The following is a 20,642-nucleotide window of genomic DNA, read 5'->3' as shown; positions in this document are numbered from 1 at the left end:
TCGGCCGTGCAGGGCGCTGGCGTGCCTGCGGTCAGTGTAGACATCGAGTGTGAAGCAGCGTGCAGATCGCGGCGCCATTGGACGCGAAATGCGCTCAGAATCCGATCTGTGCCCACAAGCCGAGTCCGTTGAAAGTGGCCAGGCCCATGCCGAGGTGTTTCAGTCGCTCGCGCTTGTACACGGCGGCGATCCGCAGCTTCCTGGCGATGTTCCATTCGACGCCGAGATTTTCATAGCGGTCGTGCCGGGTCGGATCGAGCAATTCGCTGGTGTCGGCCTGATCGTGGCGCACGAACACAGCCCAACGCGGCGTCAGCTGCACGCTGCTCCACATCGACCAGCCGCTGGCACGATTGCCCTTGGGCGAACGCACCTCATTCCAGTTGCTGGCGCGGAAGTATTGCGCGCCGAGGCGCCAGCGTTTGCTCGCCCACGCAGCCAGTGCGTCCCAGCGCCGCGCGCTGTGCCAAGTCAGATGGTCGCCGCCATCAAGCGCGCGCTTGCCGTCGTAGCCGGCCAGCGCCAGCACCGCTTCGGCGGTCGGCTGCCACGCCACGAGCATCTCCACGTTCGGGCTGTCGCCGGTGCGCGGCTTCTTGTAGCTGGAGCCGCTGACCACCGACGTGGCGTACTGGAACTGCCCGTGCGCGCCAACCGCACCGAGCACGTGCACGCCCCAGTCCGCCGCATCGCCGTACTTCAGGCGGGTGACCAGCTCCTTGTCCACGTAGCGGTAGCCTGACCAGCGGTTGACGAGGCTGGCCCACGGCATGTCGGCCGCGCCCAGACGCAGCGTCAGCGCCTTGTCGAAAGCGCCTTGCAGATACGCGCGCTTGACCCACAAATCGCTGGGCGACTGGTCGCGCAGCCAGTTGATGTCGGTGGTCAGGTGTGCCGACCAGACCTGGCTGAAACGGTGGTCGATATCGATGTAGAAACGCGTGAGATCGACGCCGTTGCGGCTCACGTCGGTGCGCTCGCCGTTCTTGTACTGACCGAGGTGCGAGGCATTGACGAAAATCTTGCCGCCGAAGGTCGTTTCACCGATCGGCGTGTCGGCCGCGAGGGCGCTCGTGACGGTGCCCATCGTCGACATGAGCACCAGCAAGCAGGCGATGGATGTTCCGTACGACGCGCTCATTTCTTCATCGGCTGCGAGCCGAGAAGGTGGCCGTTCACTTCGGTGCCGTATGGCGAATTCGGATTGTCGTGGAACGCCTTGCGCGTGGCCGCCACGTTGCCGGTGAAGCGCGGATCCTGCGGGCGTTCATGGCCGTCCATGTACATCGCGACATCCCACGCATCCTGATCGCTCAGGCTGCCGCCGCGACTGAACGGCATGTTCGCCTTGATGAAGCCGGCGGCGGTATCCACGCTGTGCATGCCGGCGCCCCAGTTGAACGAATCCGGCCCCCACAGCGGCGGAAACACGTACGCGCCGGCGACCTTCTGGCCTTGCCCGTCGGCGCCATGACATAGCGCGCAATGGCTCTCGAACACCGTCTTCCCGCGTGCGAAATCCGGTGCCTGCGCCGGCTTGGGCAAATCCGGATAGCCAGCGCCGGGCAGCTTCGTGCCGGCCGGCGCGCCCTTGGCCATCCAGTACGAATAGGTCTCCAGCGCGATCAACTCCTTGCTGTCCAGCGGTGGCGCCTTGCCGTTCATGCTGTACATGAAACAACCCTGCAACCGTTCGCCGTAGCTGTTCACGTGCTTGTTCTTCTTGCGATAGGCCGGATACATGCCCCAGGCGGCCCACAGCGGAGCGGAATCCGCGAGACGGCCGGCATCGAGGTGACAGTTGCTGCAGTTCAAGCCGTTGCCGACGTAGGCGCCGGCGTTCTCCCGCGTGTGCGTGAAGATCGCGCGACCCAGGCGCACCATGTCGCCGTAGGGGCCTTCCGGAATGGTGCTTTCCGCTGGCGGCACGAAGGCCGTTTTGCGAGCGGCATTCGCAGCGTCGTCGGCGCTCGATGCAGCGGCAGCGCTGGATGCGTGGCTGACGCTGGACGGATGGGGCAGAGGCGCACTGGCCGCGGTGGCCGGAAGTCCGCCGACGGGCTTGCCCGAGCACGCGCCGAGTACGGCAGTCACGCCGAGCGCGAGCAAGCGCGGCCCAGGCACCGAACCGAACGGTCGCAACTTCATGGCGTGGCTCCCCTGGCGCTCAACGGTTGCGCGGCAAACCACGCGGACACTTCGTCGATGTCGTTGTCACTCAATGCGGCGCTCAGATGCTTCATCAAGTCCAGCGGGTCGTTGTGCCGCGTGCCTTGTTTCCACGCCTTCAGCTGATTGCGGATATAGACGTCCGATTGGCCTGCCAGAGGTGGAAAATGTTCACCCACGCCGACGCCGCCGGGACCGTGGCACTGTTCGCAGCCGGGCACCTGTTGCGACCAGCGTCCGCGCGTGGCGAGCAAGGCGCCCGGACTGTCGTCCTTCGAATTTTCGGTCGCCGGCTTGGCCAGCACGGCTGGAATCGGCAGTTTGGCGTAGTAGTCGGAAATGGCCTTGCGTTCGTCGGCATCGAGTGCCGTCGCGATCGGCTTCATCACGGCGTTCTCGCGCGCCCCGCTGGCGAAATCATCCAGTTGCTTGCGCAGGTAGGCGCCGTTCAATCCCGCCAGCCGCGGAAAACCCGCTGCTGCCTGACCTGCGCCATCGGCGCCGTGACACGAGGCGCACGGCGCCACGCCGTGAGCGTCGCCCAGGTTGGCGAGCGTGGATGCGTCGACGGCCGCGCCGAGCGGCGACCAGCCCAGCAGCAATGCACTGGCGAACATGCCGGCCAAGCGGGCGAAGGGTGCTGCCGTGCGCATCAGCGTTTCTCCAGTGTGGGGCGTGAATCGGTTTCCCGTTGCGCGCCCAACCGTGCCAATGCAACCTGATGCGGGCGTAGAAAAAATAGGCACCCGGGTGTGCACAGACTGTCAATCCGCGAACCGTCGTCTCGATGAGGTACCGGGATCACATCGATGTCCTATAGTTTCGGGCGGAAGGGGCTGCCATGTTCAAGCTCATCGAGTCGCCGATCTTCGAGCGAGTCGTGGCTGCTGCGGACGGCGTGATCGCCGTGCCGATTCCAACGCATTTTTCTTCGACGGCACCGCGCTGTTTCCCGAAAGGAATCTTCATGCTCGACTTTGCATTCTGGGTACTCCAGAAATTGTGTGAGTACTGTTTTCCGCCTCTGATGAAGAAGCTCAGGAGAGGCGAGATCAGCACGTGGAACGATCTTGCATGCAAGCAGATCAACAGGCATCTTGAGCACCAAGCGGTGACGCATGGCCCTTATCCGCATGAACCGGTTCTGGTCGTTCAGCCGAGGCAGCCGCCAGCGCCGGAGATCCGCGATGCCGTGGAGCGAAAGCGTGCGGCTCTTGGCGTGGCCTCGCCGAACGATCCGCATGCGTTGGTGACGAACAACGTGGCGTGGGGCGACGATCCTCTGCAGTTCACCTTGCTGCCGATGGATTACGCGCAGTTGTGTGTTCTGCGGGAGACCGGATCCAGGGAGACTCTCCCACGGGTGCTGAGCGCGAACGCGTTGATCGTCTGTGCCGAGCGCCGCACGATCATGCTGCATCGACGGTCGGATACCTCGGCGACCTACCCGGGGTGTCTGCACACGATCGGCGGCGGCTACTGGCCGCCGGGACTGGATGGCCGGGACGGAGATGGGCGTTCCCTGCGGTATACGGTGGTGCGCGAGGTCCATGAAGAGACGCGCGTCAATATCGTGGTCAGGGACTCGATCCCTGTACTGGCGCTGGAGGAACTCCAGACCGGTTTCATCCAGATGGCGTTTCTCGGCTGCACCATCGATGAGGAGGCTTGCCGGCATGCAGAGGCCAACAAGGAAGGGCATGTGGTTTGGGTCGGATTCGACGAACTGGAAAAACGACTCTTGAACGATGACGACTGGGTGCCCACCGCCAAGGCCAGCGTTTTGGCGTGGTTGGCGATGGCGGCACCGGGTGCCGGAGACCGGCCGCGTTTCGGTGGGAAGCGTCCGGGTGACCTGTTCCGCACTGTCGTGGCAAGCGAATCGGATTGAATAATGGAAGTCGTGCGTCAGCTCGGCTTGACCAAGCGCTTGGCCGCGTACATCGCGCGATCGGCCTCCGCGAGCAGGGCGTCCGGATCGCTTCCGTCGGAAGGGAAACAGGCGATGCCGACACTGGCATCCAGCCGGAACGAACCATCGGGCAGCGTGTAGGGCGGGCTGAGGCAGGCGCGGAGGCTGTCGGCAACGGCGCGGGCGGCCTCGGCATTTGCGCAACCGGGCAGCAGCGCCACGAACTCGTCGCCACCGACGCGGGCGACCAGGTCGCCCTTGCGAAGGCCTTGCTGCAGGCGCTGCGCGACTTCACGAAGCAGGCGGTCGCCGGCCTCGTGTCCGCCACGATCGTTGACCTCCTTGAAGCCGTCTAGGTCCAGGTAGAGCACGGCCAGGCCATCGCCGGTCTGCGCCGCGTGGGCGATGGCGTATTGCAGTTCGCAATGCAGATGGTGGCGGTTGGGCAATCCGGTCAACGGATCGTGGCTCGCACGGTGTTCGAGTTCGCGTTCGGCACGGCGCAGTTCGGTCACCTCATGCGCCACCCCGATACGCACGCCATGATCGGGCAGCCAGCGGGCCGACCACTGGATGTCCACGGTGCGACCGTCCTTGTGGATGTAACGATTGCGGAAGTGGCGCTGGAGCGTGCCATCCATCACCTGTTCGGCCTGCTGCATGGTCGTCGCGCGGTCGTCGGGATGAACCAGCTCGAATATTCGTCGGCCAAGTATCTCGTCGGAGGTGTAGCCGAAGATGCGTTCGAAGCTTGCGCTGACGTACAGGAAGCGGCCGTCGGCATCGACAACGCAGGCGGCATCAGGCAACAGGTAGAGCACATCGGCAAGGGGAGGGAGTCTGGGGATCATGCAATGACCGATTCGTCGCTCCCGTGCAGGCGCAGAGTCGGTATGGTACCGCCTGAAAACTTGTGCCGTCAGCTTGGAGGAGACTTCACGACCATGCCACGACTGGACAGCAACACCGCGAAACACGGGTGCTGGCAGGCTGACGACGGATTTCACGCTCGTTCCATGACGAATTTCGCAATCACGACCAACAGGTACGCTTGTACGGCGACGCGGCGTTGATCGTCGGCATCACCAGCACCCGTGGCTGCACCGGCGGCAAGGCATTCACCGCCGACTTTCGCTACACGGACCGCCGCGACGGCCAGTGGCTGCTGGCGGCAAGCCGCGCCAGCCGCCTGCCCCGGGTCAGTCCGGGATTTCCGGCTCGACCAGCTTGCCAAGCAGCACCAGCGATTCCTGCCAGCCCACGTAGCACTGCTCGACCGGGATGACCGCGGGCAGGCCTTCCTGCACGATCTGCAGTTCGGTGCGGCAGGACACGGCGCGCAAGATGATGGTGGTGGTCATCTCGCCGGGCAGGTTGGGGTCGTCGAAACGGTCGTTGTAGCGGATGCGTTCGCCCGGCACGAGCTCCCGGTAAATGCCGCCGAAGCTGTGGCCATTGCCGGTGGAGAAGTTGGTGAACGACATCCGGTAGCTGCCGCCAACCTGTGGATCGTGCTGATGCACCTTGCAGGTGAAGCCATTCGGCGGCAGCCACTTGGCGAGGGCATCGGCATCGAGGAAGGCGCGGTAGACCCGGTCGGGTGGGGCGCGCAGCACGCGGTGGAGGCGGAGTGTGTTGGTGGTCATGGCGGGTTCCGTTGCGGTCGGTCGATGCTTGTCTTGCATGGTGGGTGAAAGGAGGCGGCCTGTTGTGACTATGCCGGCAGGCTGACCACCGGCGCGAAGCCGCCGAAGATCATGCGCTTGCCGTCGAACGGCATGTCGCCGGCGGCTTCCATGCGCGGATCCTTCATGAATTTCTCCATGCCGGCATCGCGGGTGGCCTTGTCGGGCCATTCCACCCAGGAGAACACCACCGACTCGTCCGGCTTCGCCTGCACGGCGCGACGGAAATCGGTGAGCTTGCCCTCGGGCACATCGTCGTTCCAGCACTCCACCACCCTGGTGGCGCCGAACTCGACAAAAATGGCGTCAAAGGTATTGGCGTGCCCGATGAACTGCTCGCGGTTGGCGTTGGGTACGGCGATCACGAAACCATCGATGTAGGACATGGCTTTCTCCCTGGCAGGGATGGCGGCCGGTATGGGCGCCTTCTCGTATGCGACGAACGAGTGCGTGGGGGATCGACAAGGTGATCCGCATGGGCCGATATCGCTTTCTCATGACGCGAGTCGCATCGCCTTGTCAGCCTGGCGCGACCGATCACGGAAGCGCGTTTGGGCCGGGGCCACCACACTGTGGCAGCCTCGACTGCCTTCGCTACTGATCGCGGCGGCGACGGGATCGGGCCGCGGGCCGGCGATCGCGGCCGTCGAGCGCGATGTCCGCGCACATTTTTTCGACGTTCGACGGTGGGAGCATGTCGTCACCTTCGAGGAAGTCCCAGTCCAGCGCTTCGGCCAGCGCCTGCCTGAAGCTGGATTTGCCGCTGCCCGACACGTCCATCACCACGCTCATCATCGACCTTCATCGTTCAACGTGCGCTCCGGGTCGCGCTTGTTTCGTGGCCGATGATCGAGGCCCATTACCGCGTTTTTCCTGCTCCTCGACGCGAAGGAAGCTGGCGCCAGCCGGCATCGCGCGCCGCGCGTTCCTGCTGTGCATCGAAGACATTGCCGCGCAGACGCGCGTCGACCGCGGCCTGCACCTCGGGTGGCAAGTCACTCGCCGCCCGGCGCAGTTCGCCGCCACCTTCCGGCGGAGTCACTGCGCTCAGCACGGGCAGCGACCAGCCCGCATCGCTGTGGCAGGCAAGGCCGGCTCGCGCCGGCGGGGAGCGCAGGACGAAGGTGCGGCAGATGCGCCCGTCGGTGCTGCGGAAACTCAGGCCGATGGCGACCGGGGCATGCGCATCCGGTTCGCTGGCCAGCGTCTCATCGAGCGCGTGAGTCAAGGCGCCCGCGGCGAATGACTGTCCGCCCTGCATGCGCACCAGGTCGTCGCCGGGCTGCCACCACCACAAAGCCACAGCGAGCAGCGCGACCGATGCAGCCAGCGCGGCGCCCGGCACAAACCAGCGGCGGGTCGCGCGACGTCGAGTCGTGCTGATGCCACGCCCGCCCACAGGCAGCACGCTTGGCGCGGCCGGTATCTCCGTCTGCGCGGATCGCGGCTGCAACAAGGCGGACAGACGCGCCGGCGCCGGTTCATCGAGCACCGGATCGAACGCGGCGCGTAACTGCGCTCGCAAGTCGCGCGCCTGCTGCACGCGGCGGGCGAGCGCGGCGTCGTGCGCGAGCGCGGCGTCGATCCGTGCGGCACCCGGCTTGTCGAGTTCGCCGTCCACATAAGCCTGCAAGGTTTCGTCGTCGATCGGGTTCATGCGTCTTTCCCAAGATGGGCCTGCAAGGTGGCGCGGGCGCGGGCCAGGCGGCTGGTGACGGTGCCCACCGGCACCTCCAGCAGCTCGGCGGCCTCGCCGTAGGACATGCCCTCGACCAGCACCAGGGCCACCACTTCGCGATGGTCCGGCGGCAACGCCGCCAGCGCCATCGCCAGTTCCAGCTGCTGCGCGGGCTGTGCGCTGGCGCGGTCGGCGGCCATCTCGCCGGACTCCTCGGGTGCGAACAGATGCTGCGTCCTGCCACGCGCACGCAACTCGTCGCGCCAGGCGTTGCGCGCGATCGCGAACACCCACTTGTCCAGCGCGGCATCCGGCCGCCACTGCGCGGCGCGAGCCAGTGAGCGTTCCAGCACGATCTGCACCAGGTCGTCGGCGTCTGCGACCTGTCCCGCCAACGCCCGTGCGAGGCGACGCAGGCGTGGCAGCAATGGGATCAATCCTTCGCGCACGGCGTCGCTCGAATTCACGTATCACCTTACATTACGTCTGGAGGGGAGGATTCCTTCCCTCGGGCGCATCGGCGCGGTTCGAGGGCGTAAAGCGGGGCCATGCTAGCATCCGGACCCGTTGCTCCCGAGGCCGTTGGTCATGCCCCTGCGCCGTCCACCCGCCATGCTCGTTCCGGTGTTGGCCATCGCGTTTGCCGTGGTGGGTTCGACGCCTCCGCCTGCGCAGGCGCAGGTGCTCGGCCCGTTGCAGGGGTTGCCCAACTTGCAGGTTCCCGGCGTGGGCTTGCCTGTTGGCGCTCCTGCACGGCCCCTGCGCAGCGTCGACGATCTGCTGCGTGGGCCGCTGGCTGCCACGCGAAGATTGCAGATCGACGCGCTGCTGCGCGAAGAACCCAGGCGCGTTGGCGTCGATCCCCACGGTGCGCCGATCCTGCGTGGCGAATTTCTCGCCATGGGTCTGGCGGGTGCACAACTCGATGCGGTGCGGGCGCTGGATTTCCGTGTGGATGGCGCGACGCCAGCGGATGCGACGCTGGGGCTGGACTTCGTGGTGCTGCATGACAGCCGCCGCCGCAGCGCGGTCAAAGCCATGCGCGCCTTGCAGCGGGCCGCGCCGGACGCGACGTTCACCTACCAGCACGTTTACCTTCCCGCGGGCCATGGCGATGTGGCTCGTGCAACAAGCTCGGCGACCCCCTCGTCCGCTGCGCCGGCGCGACGTATTGGGTTGATCGATGGCGGTGTCGATCCCGCCGATCCCGCGCTGGCACGCGCGCACATCGAGCAACACGGGTGCAAGACGGCCACCGTATCGCGGCACGGCACCGCGGTCGCCGCACGCCTCGTCGACGGCGATCCGGACACGTTGTACGCCGCCGACCTGTGGTGCGGTGACGCGGTCGGCGGTGCCACCTCGAATCTTGTGGACGCACTTGCGTGGATGGCGCGCGAGCGCGTGGCGGTGATCAACATCAGCCTGGTAGGGCCCGACAATCCGGTGCTCGCACGCGCGGTGCAGGTGATGATTGCGCGCGGCCACGTGCTGGTCAGCGCGGTCGGCAACGACGGGCCCGCGGCACCGCCGCTGTTCCCGGCAGCCTATCCGGAAGTGATCGGGGTCAGCGGCGTCGATGCACGCGAGCGCGTGTTGCCCGAATCCGGCAGTGGCGATCAGGTGGACTTCTGCGCGTCCGGAGTAGTTGGCAGCGGTCGCGACGCGCTGCGTGGCACCTCGTTCGCGGCCCCGATCGTGGCGCGAAAAGCCGGCGAGTTGCTTGACGCGCCCCGCAAAGGCGCCGCGGCCGAAGTGCAGCAGCAACTGGCCGGCGAAGCACGCGACCTCGGTCGCCCGGGCCGCGATCCGCGCTACGGCGACGGCCTGCTGTCGCCCTGAATCTGAATAAATCCCGACCGCCGCCTGCCGGCATGGAAGGATCCCCGGGGCGCGAACGTACAGGACCCCGGAAGCCGCGGATTGGCCGCAGGCAGGAGGTCCACTCATGCGAAACACGACGCTCAACAACAAGACTCTCGGCATCACCCTGTTCGCCGGTGCCTTTGCCCTGGCTGTGATGGCTTCGGCGCAAGCCCAGGTTCTGGGTGGCGGTGCGCTTCCCGGTGGCATCACTGGCGGTGGCGGATTGGCCGGCTCGCTCAATTCAACGATGGGTCAGATGGGCGGCCGGTTCGACGGTGCCGCACGTGGCATGGGCAGCCTCCATGCTCCCGACATCAACCAGCGGGCTGCCGCGCGGCGTGCGGCGCGGCTGCATCAGCGCGCCACTTCGGCCGCCACTTCGGCAACAGGTACTGCCGAACGAACCACTCGCCAGCTGAATGGCCAGGCGGCCGCTGATGCCACTGCCGGTCTCACCGGCGCGGTGGGTGCCGACACCCGCAACGGCAACCAGACCGCTGTGCTCGGTGGTGTGGCCGGAATGGGCACGTCCGCAGCTGGCGGGATCGACTCGCCCAGTGCGCGCAATGCCGCGGTGGGTACGGCGGGACAGGCCGCCGGCCATGCGCGTTCAGCCGTTTCGGCGGCCAAACGCGGAAGCGGTGAAGAGCTTGGCCGCGTGCAGGATGCGGCAGGCAGCGCGTCGGCGAACGCCGAAGGTTCGGCCACGGCCGGCCTGAGTGCAGTCCGGCAAATCACCGCCACGGGTGCGCAGCCGGCTCATGCCGTCGGCTCGCTCGGCACGGACGCCACCGGCAGCGTGTCGCAGGCTGGCTCAAACACCACAAGTCACCAGTCGGGCACCCGACAATCGGGTACCGAAACGGCTCCCCATCCGGGCCTGCTGTCACAGACATCCAGCGCCATGCACGGTGCCGGAAACAGGACGGTCGACGTGTCGGGCTCGGGCGCAGCCCATGGCAACGCGAATGCCAAGGCCGGTTCGCCATCCGGCACGCGTGGCTCGGCCAACGCCAATGGCCAGGCCGGTGCCCGGGCGGGTGCGCATGGTTCGGCCCGCGACGGCATCTCCACTTCGGTGCAGCCTGGCGTCAACGCCGGTGCGAATGCGCAACAGCACTGAATGATCAACACGGAAAAAGCCGGAGCCCCCGCCTGCGGGGGCTCCTTCGTTTCCAGCGCGCCCGTGCACAGCTTCGGCTGTGGCCCTTCAGGCCAAAGTGATCGACCGCGGCCGCGGGCAACGTATCGACCTGGCTGACGCCAGCAGCACTCCGGCAAATCGACCGCTGTCGATCCGTGCACATCCGCGGCTGCACACGTGCCGGCAATGACCTGCGGCACTTCCGATGTGGCTGGCGGTCGTGTATCAGCGGCCAGGTGTCTTCCGGGAGTGGATCACCATGCATCGTCTTCGTTGTCTTGCCTGTGTCGCAATTCTCGTGCTCGGCGGCACGTTCGCGCCGGCGGCCTGGCCGCAGCCGGCCGATTTCAGCATCGCGCAGGTGCTCGACTATGCGTATCCGAGTGGACTGGTTGCTACCCGGGACGGCAAGCGCATCGCCTGGGTGATCAACCTGCGCGGCGCGCGCAATGTGTGGGTCGCGTCGGCGCCGGCGTTCGTGCCGCGCCAGCTCACCCGCTTCGACAAGGACGACGGCCAGGAAATCACCCAGCTCACGTTCTCTCCGTCGGGCGACACGCTGGTGTTCGTGCGCGGCGGCGACCACGACGCGAACTGGCCGGCCGAAGGCGACCTCGCGCCCGATCCGGCCGCGAGCCCGGAGCAGCCGAAGGTGAACCTGTGGGCTGTCGCGTTGCCGGAAGGCACGCCGGTCGAAATCACCGAAGGCGATGCGCCGGCGATCTCGGTGCAGGGTCGGCTGGCCTACATCAAGAAGGATCAGGTCTGGACCGCGTCGCTGTCCGGCAAGGGCAAGGCCAAGCCCACACGCCTGTTCTTCGACCGCGGCAAGGATCGCTCGCTGCGCTGGTCGCCCGACGGCCGGCGGCTCGCCTTCGTATCCGATCGCGGCGATCACAGCTTCATCGGTATCTATGCCGACGCGCATACGCCATTGCTCTACCTCGCGCCGTCGACCGGCCTGGACGACATGCCGCGCTGGTCGCCGGACGGCAAGCGCATCGCGTTCGTGCGCCAGCCCGGTGACGGCGGCCCGCCGAAACCGATCCTCGAACAGACGCCGCAACCGTGGTCGATCTGGGTCGCCGACGCAGCCGGTGGCCAGGGCCACGCGCTTTGGCAGAGCCCGGATACGCTGGAGGGCTCTTATCCGCAGACGGCTGGCGAGGCGAACCTGGACTGGGTCGCCGGTGGACGATTGATCTTCCTGGCCGACCTCGATGGCTGGCCGCACCTGTATTCGATCGGCGTCGATGGCGGCGCGCCGCTGCTGCTGACACCGGGCAAGTTCATGGTCGAGCATGTCGCGCTCAGCCCCGACCGTCGTTCCGTGATCTACGACGCGAACACCGGCAGCACCGCGAACGACCAGGATCGGCGCCATCTGTTCACCGTGCCGGTGGATCGCGCCGAACCGGTGGCCGTGACCCATGGTGAAGACCTGCAGTGGCAGCCGGTCGCGGCGGGCGGGCAGGGCGTGGCGTTCATCGATGCCGGCGCAAAGCGACCGCCGATGGTGGCGCTGGTCGGCACCGACGGACGCGGCCAGCGCCTGCTGCAGGCCGATCTGTTGCCGAAGGATTTCCCGACTGCGCAACTGGTGGTGCCGAAGGCGGTCACGTTCACCGCGGCGGACGGCCAGCTCATCCACGGCCAGTTGTTCCAGCGCGACGACGGTCGCGCCGCGAAACCCGGGATCATCTTCGTGCACGGCGGGCCACCGCGCCAGATGCTGCTCGGCTGGCATTACATGGATTACTACTCGAACAGTTACGCGGTGAACCAGTATCTGGCGAGCCGCGGATTCGTCGTGCTGTCGGTCAACTACCGGCTCGGCATCGGTTACGGGCACGCGTTTCATTACTACCCGCCGCACTGGGGACCGACCGGTGCGGCGGAATACCAGGACGTGGTCGCCGGGGCGCACTTCCTGCAGAAGACGGCGGGCGTCGACCCGAAACGCCTCGGCATCTGGGGCGGCTCGTATGGCGGTTACCTGACCGCGCTCGCGCTCGCGCGCGATTCGGACCTGTTCAAGGCGGGTGTCGACATGCATGGCATCCACGACTGGTCGCGCCTGATCGACCCGTGGTTCGGCAAGGCGGCGTCGCGCTACGAGAAGGGCGATCGCGAGCAGGCGCTGAAGGTGGCCTGGCAATCCTCGCCGGATGCAGACATGGCGCACTGGACCTCGCCGGTGCTGCTGATACAGGGCGACGACGACCGCAACGTGCATTTCCTGCAGATGGTCGACGTGGTGCAGCGGCTGCATAAGCACAACGTTCCGTTCGATCAGCTCGTGCTGCCGGACGAGATCCACGGCTTCCTGCGCCATCGCTCCTGGTTGCAGGCGGACCAGGCGACCGTGGATTTCCTGGCATCGAAGCTGCTCGGCGGCCAGCCATGACGATCACGCAGTGTCACTCCTCCACGAAGGCCTTCAATCGCGACAGCGCGGCGTCCCACTGGCTGGATACCAGTTCGATGTAGTTGCCGAGGTCGGCGATCGGCTGCGGGTTGAGGACGTACAGGTTTTCCCGGCCTGCGCGCTCGCTGCGCACGATCTGTGCGTCTTCGAGTACGCGCAGGTGCTTGCTGATCGCCTGCCGGGTCAGCGGCTGGCCATCGCTGAGCTGGGCGATCGAGCAGCGCGACCCATCGCAAAGCCGGGTCACCAGTGCCAGCCGCGTGCGGTCGCCGAGGGCAGCGAACACGGTGGCCGCCCGCGGCGACCGTCGGGCCAGCCGGGCCTGCGCGCTAGCGGCCATGCCCGGCCTCGGCGCCGGCCTGCCCGACGTGCTGGCGGATGTTCTGCATCTGTTGCGTCCAGCCGTTGTCGTTCATGCGCCACGCCTCGTCGCGACGCCCGGCAGGAAGGCTGTCGAAGCCCGATTCGGTGAGGGTCAGCAAGGTGCCGTCGCCGCTGGGTTCGAGGCGGAACTCGATCAGGGTCTGCGGTTCGGCGGAATAGTCGACGGCCGGGTCGATGGCGTAGGGATGCCAGGAAAGCGCGAACAGCCGCTCCGGTTCCATCTTCTGCACGACGGCCCGCCAGGTGACATGTTCGTAGCCCGGATGCGTGACCTGGCCCACGGCCTCCTTGCCGGGTTCGAACGGCCCGGCCAGCTTGACGCGGAACCACTCGCCGAATTCGCGGTAGTCGGTCAGTGCACGCCAGACGCGCGCCACCGGGGCTTTCAGCTCAATGCGTTTCTCGATGCGATCGCTCATGGGCCATCTCCTTGTTGCACACGAGCATGCACCCGCCACGAGGTGAAATGCAACCATTAAGTTGCACATTTCGACCGTGCAGGCGGGCAGGTCCTGAGGCATGCTGCACCCGAACGAACAGCGATGAACCGGGGAGACGTCGGATGGGCAAGGGCAGGCTGGAAGCGTTCAGCGATGGGGTCATCGCGATCATCATCACCATCATGGTGCTGGAGCTGAAGGTGCCGCACGAGCATTCGCTCGCCGCACTGCTGCCGCTCGTACCGGTATTGCTCAGCTACGTGCTGAGTTTCGTGTACGTCGGCATCTACTGGAACAACCATCATCACCTGCTTTCCACCAGCCACCGGGTTTCGGGCACGGTGTTGTGGGCCAACCTGCACCTGCTGTTCTGGTTGTCGCTGTTTCCCTTCACCACGGCGTGGATGGGCGAAAACCACTTCGCCGAGTCGCCGACGGCGGTGTACGGCGTGGTGTTGCTGATGGCCGCGCTGGCGTACTGGATACTCCAGCAAACGCTCATCGCGGCAGAAGGTTCCGGTTCGGTACTCCAGCGCGCGATCGGCTCGGACTGGAAAGGGAAACTTTCGCCGGTGCTTTACCTGACCGGAATCGCGCTGACGTTCTGGCGGCCATGGGCTGCGCAATTGCTGTACGCGCTGACGGCATTGTTGTGGCTGGTCCCCGACCGGCGCATCGAGGCGGCCCAACACTGAGTCAACTTCGCGGAACCCGACCGGCGCCACGTTGCTTTTCCCTGGACGACCCGAAAGCCGCCGTCGACGAGGATGGCGCGTTCGACCGGTGCGGTTACGATGCCTGCGGGGTATCGAACAACTTGCGGTAGTCGCCGTAGCCTTCGCTTTCGAGCTGGTCGAGCGGTATGAAGCGCAGCGAGGCCGAGTTGATGCAGTAGCGCAGGCCGCCGGCATCGCGCGGCCCGTCCGGAAAGACATGACCGAGATGGCTGTCGCCGTCGCGCGAACGTACTTCGACGCGGCTCATGCCGTGGCTGTCGTCACGATGCTCGATGACGCGTTCGGGCTGCACCGGCCGGGTGAAGCTCGGCCAGCCGCAATGGCTGTCGAACTTGTCCAGCGAGGTGAACAACGGTTCGCCCGAGACGATATCCACGTAGAGGCCGGGATCCCGGTGGTCGTTGTAGGCGTTGTCGAAGGGGCGCTCGGTGGCGGCCTCCTGGGTGACGCGATACTGCTCGGGCGTGAGCCGCGAAAGGGCTTCGGGAGTCTTGCGGTAAGTCGACATGGACTGCCTCCGTGGGATGGGTCGCACTGCTGCCGGTGGCGACGTCGCATACATGGGGCCCGTCGACGCCAGTCCAAGGCACGACGGGAATGCCGACGAAATGCGGCCGGGCCCGCGACCCGCTGGCGCTACTCGTGCAGGAAGGCCAGCGCCTCGCGGCAGCGTGCGTCGACTTTCAGGGCAAGCAGGGCATCGGCGCGGGTGCGGCCCAGGGTGACGGCGGCAACCGGTTTGCCGGCTCGCGCCGCGGCAGCCACGAAGCGGTAGCCGGAGTAGACCATCAGCGAGGAACCCACCACCAGCACCGCGTCGGCAGCCTGCCATGCGCGCCCGGCGGCTTCCACGCGTTCGCGCGGTACGTGTTCGCCGAAGAACACCACATCGGGCTTCACGATCCCGCCGCAGTGAAGGCACGGCGGCACATCGAAGCCTGCGAAGTCCTGGCCTTCCAGATCGGCGTCGCCATCCGGCGCATCGGCGGCATCCAGCGATACCCAGGCCGGATTGCGCTCGACCAGCATCTGCTGGAACGCATGACGGGACAGGCGCCACTCGCAGCTCATGCAGCGCACTTCGTCGAGACGTCCGTGCAGGTCGATCACCTGCTCGCTGCCGGCACGCTGGTGCAGGCGATCCACATTCTGTGTCACCAGCAGTTCGACTTGCCCGCGGCGTTCGAGTTGGGCCAGCGCATGATGTGCGCCATTCGGTTGCGCCCTGCCGAAACGCCGCCAACCGACCAGGCTGCGCGCCCAGTAGCGCTGGCGGGCGCCCGGTTCGCGCATGAAGGCGGCGTAGTCGATCGGCGGCGCGCGCTTCCACTGGCCGTCCCGGTCGCGATAGTCGGGGATGCCCGAATCGGTACTGCATCCCGCGCCGGTCAGCACGAACAGGCGCGGGTAGGTCTGGATGAATTGCTGCAGCGGAGTCATCGGCCATATGTAGTGCCGATGTGCCGGGAAAAACAGAGGGTGTCGCGTCCAATCCTTGAAATCGGTTGTCCCGGCGGAATTGCGCCGTGTGTCCCGAGCGGTGATGATGCTCGACAACACGTATCGCTGAAAGGACATCCGCATGGATACCGGGAACGCCGAGAGTGTGGACACAACGGGGGACTCCGCCGCCAAGGCAGCGCGCAAGTTGGCGCACCGATTCTGGAACGAAAAGCCGGCCACGAGGTTCTGTGTGGGTTTCGTCGTGTTCGTGGTGGCCGAGGTCATCGTCTACGTGACGATCCACTGGCTTATCCCGATCATCTGATGTTCGATCGCGTTGGCTCCGGCTTCGTCGCACTCCCCATGGGCGAAAGTCCGCAAAAGACGGCATCCCGGATCCTCTTGCGCCATCGTCTCGTTGCCATACTGCTGGTCATGCCTGCCGTGCTTGCAGGTTGCGTGCGCCAGCGCACGCAGGAGGCGCCGCCCCGACCGGCGCAGGTACGCGCTCAGATCGTGCGGTTGATGCCGGCCGGCGTCACCGATCGCGACGGCTGGGCGGCCGATATCCAGGTCGCATTTTCTTCACAACAGATCGCGCCGACCCCCTCGAACCTGTGCTCGGTGCTGGCCGTGGCCGAGCAGGAATCGGGGTTCCAGGTCGACCCGGTGGTGCCGGGCCTGGCGGAGATCGCGCGGCGGGAGATCGACCGCCGTGCCGCAGCGAAACATGTGCCGGGCTTCCTGGTGGATGCCGCGCTGTGGCTGAAATCGCCCGATGGCCGGCGCTACAGCGAACGGTTGCGTGCGGCGCGTACCGAGAAGCAGCTCAGCGGGATTTTCCAGGACTTCATCGGCATGGTCCCGCTGGGCAGGCGCCTGTTCGGCGATTTCAATCCGGTGCACACCGGCGGGCCGATGCAGGTAAGCATCGCGTTCGCCGAAGCGCATGCACGGGACTATCCGTATCCGGTCGACGGTTCGATCCGCCACGAGGTGTTCAGCCGGCGTGGCGGCGTGTACTTCGGCGTCATGCACCTGCTGGGCTATCCGGTGGACTACCCGCAGCCGTTGTACCGTTTCGCCGACTTCAACGCGGGCTGGTATTCGAGCCGCAATGCGGCGTTCCAACATGCGGTGAGCCTCGCGTCGGGAATCCCGCTGGCACTGGACGGTGACCTGCTCCGACCCGACGCGGGGCTAGGCGACCCGGCGGGGGCGACCGAACTGGCCGTGCGTTCGCTGGCTGCGCGACTGGACTTGAGCGAGTCGGCGATTCATCGCGACCTCGAGCGGGGCGACAGTCGTGATTTTGCCGACAGCAGACTTTACGTCCGCGTCTTCGCCCTCGCCGAAAAAATTGAACGCAAACCCCTGCCGCGTGCCGTGCTGCCGGGCATCACGCTGCACAGCCCGAAGATCACCCGCAAGCTCACCACCGCGTGGTTCGCGACGCGTGTCGACCAGCGCTGGCAGCGCTGCATGGCGCGCACAAGGCAGGCGAAGGGTCAGCCGTAGGCGCTCAAGAGGCTGTCCGCAAGACAGCCTCCCGCGCCGGCACTCGTCTTTCGATGGCCTTGCGGGCGAAGGTGCAGCCTGTCATCGATCATGCATCGCCTTGTCTTCAGGCCCTGGCTTGAAGATCGCCTTGGGCAGCATCACGTGCACGCCCTTGTTGTGGTCGACCAGTTCGGTGATGTCGATGTCGCCGGCCACGCTGATCAGCATGTAGGCATCGTCGCGGCTCATGTGCTTGTGCTCGACCAGGAAATCGATCATGCCGGCGACCGCCTTGTGCGCGGCAACGGTCAGGTCGTCGTCGAATCCCATGCTGATGTAGTGGGTCGGCGTTTCCGCGCGGGGGTACGGGCCGGTCTTGACGCCCTTGTGCACGATGAACTGCAGCGTGCCCACCAGCGAGGTCTCCATCGCGGTGATGTCCACTTCGCCGTTGCCCTGGCCGGCGTGGCCGTCGCCGAGCTGAAACAGCGCGCCGGGCACGAATACGGGGTAGTAGACGGTCGAACCTTCGACCAGCTCCTTGTTGTCCATGTTGCCGCCGATGATGGTGGGCGGCGCACTGTCGTAACGGCCGAACGCCGGTGGCGGGGCGACGCCCATGCTGCCGAAGAACGGGTGCAGCGGGATGTCGATGCCGGGCGCGAAGTGGGCGGTGCGCGTGGCGAGGTCGAGCGGGATGATCTTGATGCGGGCGTACGGAAAGTCGTCGGTCTGGAAGCCGGCACCGTAGCGGAAGGCGTTGTAGGCATAGGGAATGGCTAGATCGATCTTGCGGACCCGCACTTCCAGCGTGTCGCCGGGCTCGGCGCCATCGATGTAGACCGGGCCGGTGAGGATGTGGCCGCCCGGCCCGCGATCCTTCTTCGGTACGCCGTCGAAGATGTCGCGCAGATCCTGCTCCACATCGGCCGGTTTGACGCCCGCCTTTTCAAGCCCGTCCGGACTGTTGGTAAGCACGGTGTGGAATATCACCGTATCGCCGGAGTGGATGCGCAGTACCGGTGGCGTACGCGCGTCGTAATGTCCCCAGGCCACCGTTTTCGGCGTGGCGGGCAACACGTAGGTTGTGGCGCCGGCGGGTACAGGCTTCTGCGCATGAGCGATCGTCGGGTGGAGCAACATGCCACTGGCAAGCGCGGCGACGCACGCCACGCGCGTGAGAGAGTTGAGCTGGATCGTCGACATGTCTGCGTGTCCCCTGTGTGTCCGGCGGTGTTGCCTCAGTCCGTCGATACTCGTCATTCATCGAACCGCGCGCAAGTTGCGGTCGGCGCGAAGAGGTGCCGGCTTCCAGCTGCTTCGGAACACGAGGCGCGGAGCAGAAGTGCGTCAAGGCTGAATTCCGCGTGAATTCGGCGGTGTCGAAAACATGTCGTGGTTTTCGGAATGTGCACGTTTCGCGAGGCATGCTCGGAAGGTGGCTGCGCATCATTCCTGCGCGTGGTCACCGCATTCCGATCCGAAAAGAGGAGAGTTCCATGTCCAACCGATTGCCTCATGCCCTTTGTTTCGCTGTTGCCGTGGCCGCCGTGACGTCATTGGCGGGCTGCAGCAGTTACGTCAAGCGCACCGAGTTTGATGCTGCCATCAGCAAGTTGCAGGCTACCGACGCACAGATGCAGCAGCAGATCGATTCGCTCACGGCCGACATGCGCCAGCACTTTTCGAAATACGACGCCACGCTGACACAGATGCAAGGGCGTTTGCGTGTGGACACGGTCGCGCACTTCGATTTCAACAAGGCCGATCTGAACGAACAGGACAAGACCATGCTGCAGGACTTTGCCCAGGTCATGCAGTCGCATCATTCCGACGCGGTGGTCACCGTTGAGGGCTTTACCGATCCGGCCGGCTCCGCCAGCTACAACCAGCGCCTCGGCAAGAAGCGCGCCGAGGCGGTGCGCGACTATCTTGTTTCCACCGGCGGCATGGCGGCCAATCAAGTGCGCGCCGTCAGCTACGGCGAAGCACGCAATCGCCAGGTCGAACCCGGTGGGACGCGTGACAGCGGTGCGAACAACCGTCGCGTCGCCCTGGTAATCGACTTTGCCGGCGCCGGCGCCGGCTGAAGCCGGAAGCGCTTGTCGCGGCGGCGACGGAACCGGCGTGATTGCTGCCGGGTTTCATCCATCACCTTTCCGCGACCCTGCCGGTGTGAGGGTTCGGAAAGGAGGTGGTCGCGATGATCCGCAAACTGAAATCGGGCGAGTACCGGCTCTATTCGCGCAAGAAGAATCCGGACACCGGCAAGCGCCGCAACCTCGGAACATTCAAGACGCGCGAAGCGGCGGAAAAGCACGAACGCGAAGTGCAGTACTTCAAGCGGCACTGAAGTGTTCTTCCGATGATGGTCGTTTGTCCAATGGAATCCCGCGGCCGCGCCGGCAACGGCGCGTTGCAGACGGTCCGCGTGCGGCCGCCACTCGATGCCATGGCGACCGGAGGGTTGTGCGGGCGGGATTGAACCCGCGCTGCGGACGCCCCACCTAGGCACGATCACCCTTGCAGGAGCAAACCGTGTCCGGTCTTTCCGCTTTCCCGATAGCCAGCCGCTGGCCCGCCGCACATCCCGAGCGCATCCAGCTCTATTCCTTGAACACGCCGAACGGGGTAAAGGTATCGATCATGCTGGAAGAAACCGGGCTGGCTTACGAGCCGCACCTGGTCGATATCACGAAAGACGAGAGCCACACGGCGGAGTTCCTGTCGCTGAACCCGAACGGCAAGATTCCCGCGATCATCGACCCGCGTGGCCCGGGCGGCGCGCCGCTGGCCTTGTTCGAGTCGGGTGCGATCCTGCTGTACCTGGCGGACAAGTCGGGGCAGTTCATCCCGGTCGACGCAGCGCGGCGCTGGGAGACGATCCAGTGGGTGTTCTTCCAGATGGCCTCGATCGGGCCGATGTTCGGCCAGGTCGGTTTCTTCAACAAATTTGCCGGCAAGAGCTATGAGGACAAGCGCCCGCTGCAGCGCTACGTCGACGAATCGAAGCGTCTGCTCGGCGTGCTCGACAGCCGCCTGGAAGGCCGCGACTGGATCATGGGCGACGACTACACCATTGCCGACATCGCCACGCTGGGCTGGGTCAACAACCTGATCACGTTCTACGAAGCGCGCGAACTGGTGCAGTTCGACACGTTCCCCAACGTTGCAGCCTGGCTCGATCGCGGACTGGCCCGCCCGGCGGTGCAGCGCGGGCTGAAAATTCCCGCGCGCGGTTGAGCGATGGCGACCA

At 65.9% G+C, this 20,642-nt stretch carries 24 protein-coding genes; 10 read left to right on the top strand and 14 right to left on the bottom strand.

Annotated elements, in window-relative coordinates:
• Nucleotides 1-94: 94 nt before the first annotated feature.
• Genes CIW53_RS13525 through CIW53_RS13515 form a run of 3 tightly spaced genes read right to left on the bottom strand, consistent with a single transcriptional unit; the run spans nucleotide 95 to nucleotide 2,822 of the window.
• A complete protein-coding gene (locus CIW53_RS13525; RefSeq protein ID WP_149365236.1) occupies nucleotides 95-1,141 on the bottom strand; it encodes a hypothetical protein in 1,047 nt (348 codons plus the stop codon).
• Nucleotides 1,138-2,148 carry a c-type cytochrome gene (locus CIW53_RS13520; RefSeq protein WP_149365235.1) on the bottom strand — a complete coding sequence of 337 codons (1,011 nt, stop codon included), beginning with the start codon at nucleotides 2,146-2,148 and terminating at the stop codon, nucleotides 1,138-1,140. The genes CIW53_RS13525 and CIW53_RS13520 overlap by 4 nt, the downstream gene beginning before the upstream one ends.
• Complete coding sequence (locus CIW53_RS13515) at nucleotides 2,145-2,822, bottom strand: c-type cytochrome (RefSeq protein WP_242451910.1); 678 nt, start codon at nucleotides 2,820-2,822, stop codon at nucleotides 2,145-2,147. The genes CIW53_RS13520 and CIW53_RS13515 overlap by 4 nt, the downstream gene beginning before the upstream one ends.
• A gap of 188 nt (nucleotides 2,823-3,010) precedes the next feature.
• Between CIW53_RS13515 and CIW53_RS13510 the strand changes: the two genes are divergently transcribed.
• Nucleotides 3,011-4,060: an NUDIX domain-containing protein gene (locus CIW53_RS13510; protein WP_149365234.1), complete on the top strand. Its 1,050-nt coding sequence runs from the start codon at nucleotides 3,011-3,013 to the stop codon at nucleotides 4,058-4,060.
• Between the two features lie 17 nt (nucleotides 4,061-4,077).
• Here the strand turns inward: CIW53_RS13510 and CIW53_RS13505 are convergent, their stop codons facing one another.
• From CIW53_RS13505 to CIW53_RS13480, 6 genes are all read right to left on the bottom strand, one after another.
• A complete protein-coding gene (locus CIW53_RS13505; protein ID WP_149365233.1) occupies nucleotides 4,078-4,932 on the bottom strand; it encodes a diguanylate cyclase in 855 nt (284 codons plus the stop codon).
• A gap of 348 nt (nucleotides 4,933-5,280) precedes the next feature.
• Nucleotides 5,281-5,727, bottom strand: coding sequence for an SRPBCC family protein (locus CIW53_RS13500; protein WP_149365232.1), 447 nt, complete (start codon nucleotides 5,725-5,727; stop codon nucleotides 5,281-5,283).
• A 68-nt stretch (nucleotides 5,728-5,795) separates the two neighbouring features.
• Complete coding sequence (locus CIW53_RS13495) at nucleotides 5,796-6,152, bottom strand: DUF1428 domain-containing protein (RefSeq protein WP_149365231.1); 357 nt, start codon at nucleotides 6,150-6,152, stop codon at nucleotides 5,796-5,798.
• Between the two features lie 208 nt (nucleotides 6,153-6,360).
• Nucleotides 6,361-6,546 (bottom strand): hypothetical protein, encoded by a 186-nt coding sequence (locus CIW53_RS13490; RefSeq protein ID WP_172969670.1) that lies wholly within the window; start codon nucleotides 6,544-6,546, stop codon nucleotides 6,361-6,363.
• 79 nt (nucleotides 6,547-6,625) lie between these two features.
• Nucleotides 6,626-7,423, bottom strand: coding sequence for a hypothetical protein (locus CIW53_RS13485; protein WP_149365229.1), 798 nt, complete (start codon nucleotides 7,421-7,423; stop codon nucleotides 6,626-6,628).
• Nucleotides 7,420-7,911, bottom strand: a complete 492-nt coding sequence (locus CIW53_RS13480; RefSeq protein ID WP_149365228.1) for an RNA polymerase sigma factor — start codon at nucleotides 7,909-7,911, stop codon at nucleotides 7,420-7,422. Before CIW53_RS13480 ends, CIW53_RS13485 begins: the two co-directional genes overlap by 4 nt.
• Nucleotides 7,912-8,032: 121 nt before the next feature.
• On the opposite strand from CIW53_RS13480, the gene CIW53_RS13475 reads away from it, so the two are divergent.
• From CIW53_RS13475 to CIW53_RS13465, 3 genes are all read left to right on the top strand, one after another.
• A complete protein-coding gene (locus CIW53_RS13475; protein ID WP_149365227.1) occupies nucleotides 8,033-9,286 on the top strand; it encodes a S8 family serine peptidase in 1,254 nt (417 codons plus the stop codon).
• Between the two features lie 106 nt (nucleotides 9,287-9,392).
• On the top strand, nucleotides 9,393-10,433 hold the full coding sequence (locus CIW53_RS13470; RefSeq protein ID WP_149365226.1) for a hypothetical protein: 1,041 nt from the start codon (nucleotides 9,393-9,395) through the stop codon (nucleotides 10,431-10,433).
• A gap of 280 nt (nucleotides 10,434-10,713) precedes the next feature.
• Nucleotides 10,714-12,861 carry a prolyl oligopeptidase family serine peptidase gene (locus CIW53_RS13465; protein WP_172969669.1) on the top strand — a complete coding sequence of 716 codons (2,148 nt, stop codon included), beginning with the start codon at nucleotides 10,714-10,716 and terminating at the stop codon, nucleotides 12,859-12,861.
• Nucleotides 12,862-12,874: 13 nt separating this feature from the next.
• Here CIW53_RS13465 and CIW53_RS13460 read toward each other — a convergent pair whose 3' ends face one another.
• Together CIW53_RS13460 and CIW53_RS13455 are read right to left on the bottom strand one after the other, a co-directional pair.
• On the bottom strand, nucleotides 12,875-13,222 hold the full coding sequence (locus tag CIW53_RS13460) for a metalloregulator ArsR/SmtB family transcription factor (protein ID WP_149365224.1): 348 nt from the start codon (nucleotides 13,220-13,222) through the stop codon (nucleotides 12,875-12,877).
• Nucleotides 13,212-13,685 carry an SRPBCC family protein gene (locus tag CIW53_RS13455; RefSeq protein ID WP_149365223.1) on the bottom strand — a complete coding sequence of 158 codons (474 nt, stop codon included), beginning with the start codon at nucleotides 13,683-13,685 and terminating at the stop codon, nucleotides 13,212-13,214. The genes CIW53_RS13460 and CIW53_RS13455 overlap by 11 nt, the downstream gene beginning before the upstream one ends.
• A gap of 143 nt (nucleotides 13,686-13,828) precedes the next feature.
• Between CIW53_RS13455 and CIW53_RS13450 the strand changes: the two genes are divergently transcribed.
• Nucleotides 13,829-14,401, top strand: a complete 573-nt coding sequence (locus tag CIW53_RS13450; protein ID WP_149365222.1) for a TMEM175 family protein — start codon at nucleotides 13,829-13,831, stop codon at nucleotides 14,399-14,401.
• Nucleotides 14,402-14,495: 94 nt separating this feature from the next.
• Here the strand turns inward: CIW53_RS13450 and msrB are convergent, their stop codons facing one another.
• Entirely contained in the window at nucleotides 14,496-14,951 is a 456-nt protein-coding gene (gene msrB, locus CIW53_RS13445) for a peptide-methionine (R)-S-oxide reductase MsrB (protein ID WP_149365221.1), read from the bottom strand.
• A 128-nt stretch (nucleotides 14,952-15,079) separates the two neighbouring features.
• Nucleotides 15,080-15,883 (bottom strand): NAD-dependent protein deacetylase, encoded by an 804-nt coding sequence (locus CIW53_RS13440; protein ID WP_149365220.1) that lies wholly within the window; start codon nucleotides 15,881-15,883, stop codon nucleotides 15,080-15,082.
• A gap of 142 nt (nucleotides 15,884-16,025) precedes the next feature.
• On the opposite strand from CIW53_RS13440, the gene CIW53_RS13435 reads away from it, so the two are divergent.
• Nucleotides 16,026-16,211, top strand: coding sequence for a hypothetical protein (locus CIW53_RS13435; protein ID WP_149365219.1), 186 nt, complete (start codon nucleotides 16,026-16,028; stop codon nucleotides 16,209-16,211).
• 110 nt (nucleotides 16,212-16,321) lie between these two features.
• Nucleotides 16,322-17,404 (top strand): DUF1615 domain-containing protein, encoded by a 1,083-nt coding sequence (locus CIW53_RS13430; protein WP_149365280.1) that lies wholly within the window; start codon nucleotides 16,322-16,324, stop codon nucleotides 17,402-17,404.
• Between the two features lie 81 nt (nucleotides 17,405-17,485).
• On the opposite strand, the gene CIW53_RS13425 is transcribed toward CIW53_RS13430, so the two are convergent.
• Nucleotides 17,486-18,592, bottom strand: coding sequence for an acetamidase/formamidase family protein (locus tag CIW53_RS13425; RefSeq protein WP_197736659.1), 1,107 nt, complete (start codon nucleotides 18,590-18,592; stop codon nucleotides 17,486-17,488).
• A gap of 161 nt (nucleotides 18,593-18,753) precedes the next feature.
• On the opposite strand from CIW53_RS13425, the gene CIW53_RS13420 reads away from it, so the two are divergent.
• The 3 genes from CIW53_RS13420 to CIW53_RS13410 all read left to right on the top strand — a co-directional run bounded on the left by CIW53_RS13420 (nucleotide 18,754) and on the right by CIW53_RS13410 (nucleotide 20,629).
• The gene (locus tag CIW53_RS13420; protein ID WP_242451909.1) at nucleotides 18,754-19,476 is read left to right on the top strand and encodes an OmpA family protein; all 723 of its coding nucleotides are present in this window, start codon (nucleotides 18,754-18,756) and stop codon (nucleotides 19,474-19,476) included.
• A 113-nt stretch (nucleotides 19,477-19,589) separates the two neighbouring features.
• On the top strand, nucleotides 19,590-19,739 hold the full coding sequence (locus CIW53_RS13415) for a hypothetical protein (RefSeq protein WP_149365218.1): 150 nt from the start codon (nucleotides 19,590-19,592) through the stop codon (nucleotides 19,737-19,739).
• A gap of 185 nt (nucleotides 19,740-19,924) precedes the next feature.
• Nucleotides 19,925-20,629, top strand: a complete 705-nt coding sequence (locus tag CIW53_RS13410; RefSeq protein WP_149365217.1) for a glutathione binding-like protein — start codon at nucleotides 19,925-19,927, stop codon at nucleotides 20,627-20,629.
• Nucleotides 20,630-20,642: the final 13 nt, after the last annotated feature.

This window comes from Rhodanobacter sp. T12-5 (assembly GCF_008329435.1).
In the GTDB taxonomy this organism is placed as follows: domain Bacteria; phylum Pseudomonadota; class Gammaproteobacteria; order Xanthomonadales; family Rhodanobacteraceae; genus Rhodanobacter.
Note: the sequence above shows the minus strand (reverse complement) of the source record. Positions and strands in the feature narration are given on the sequence as shown.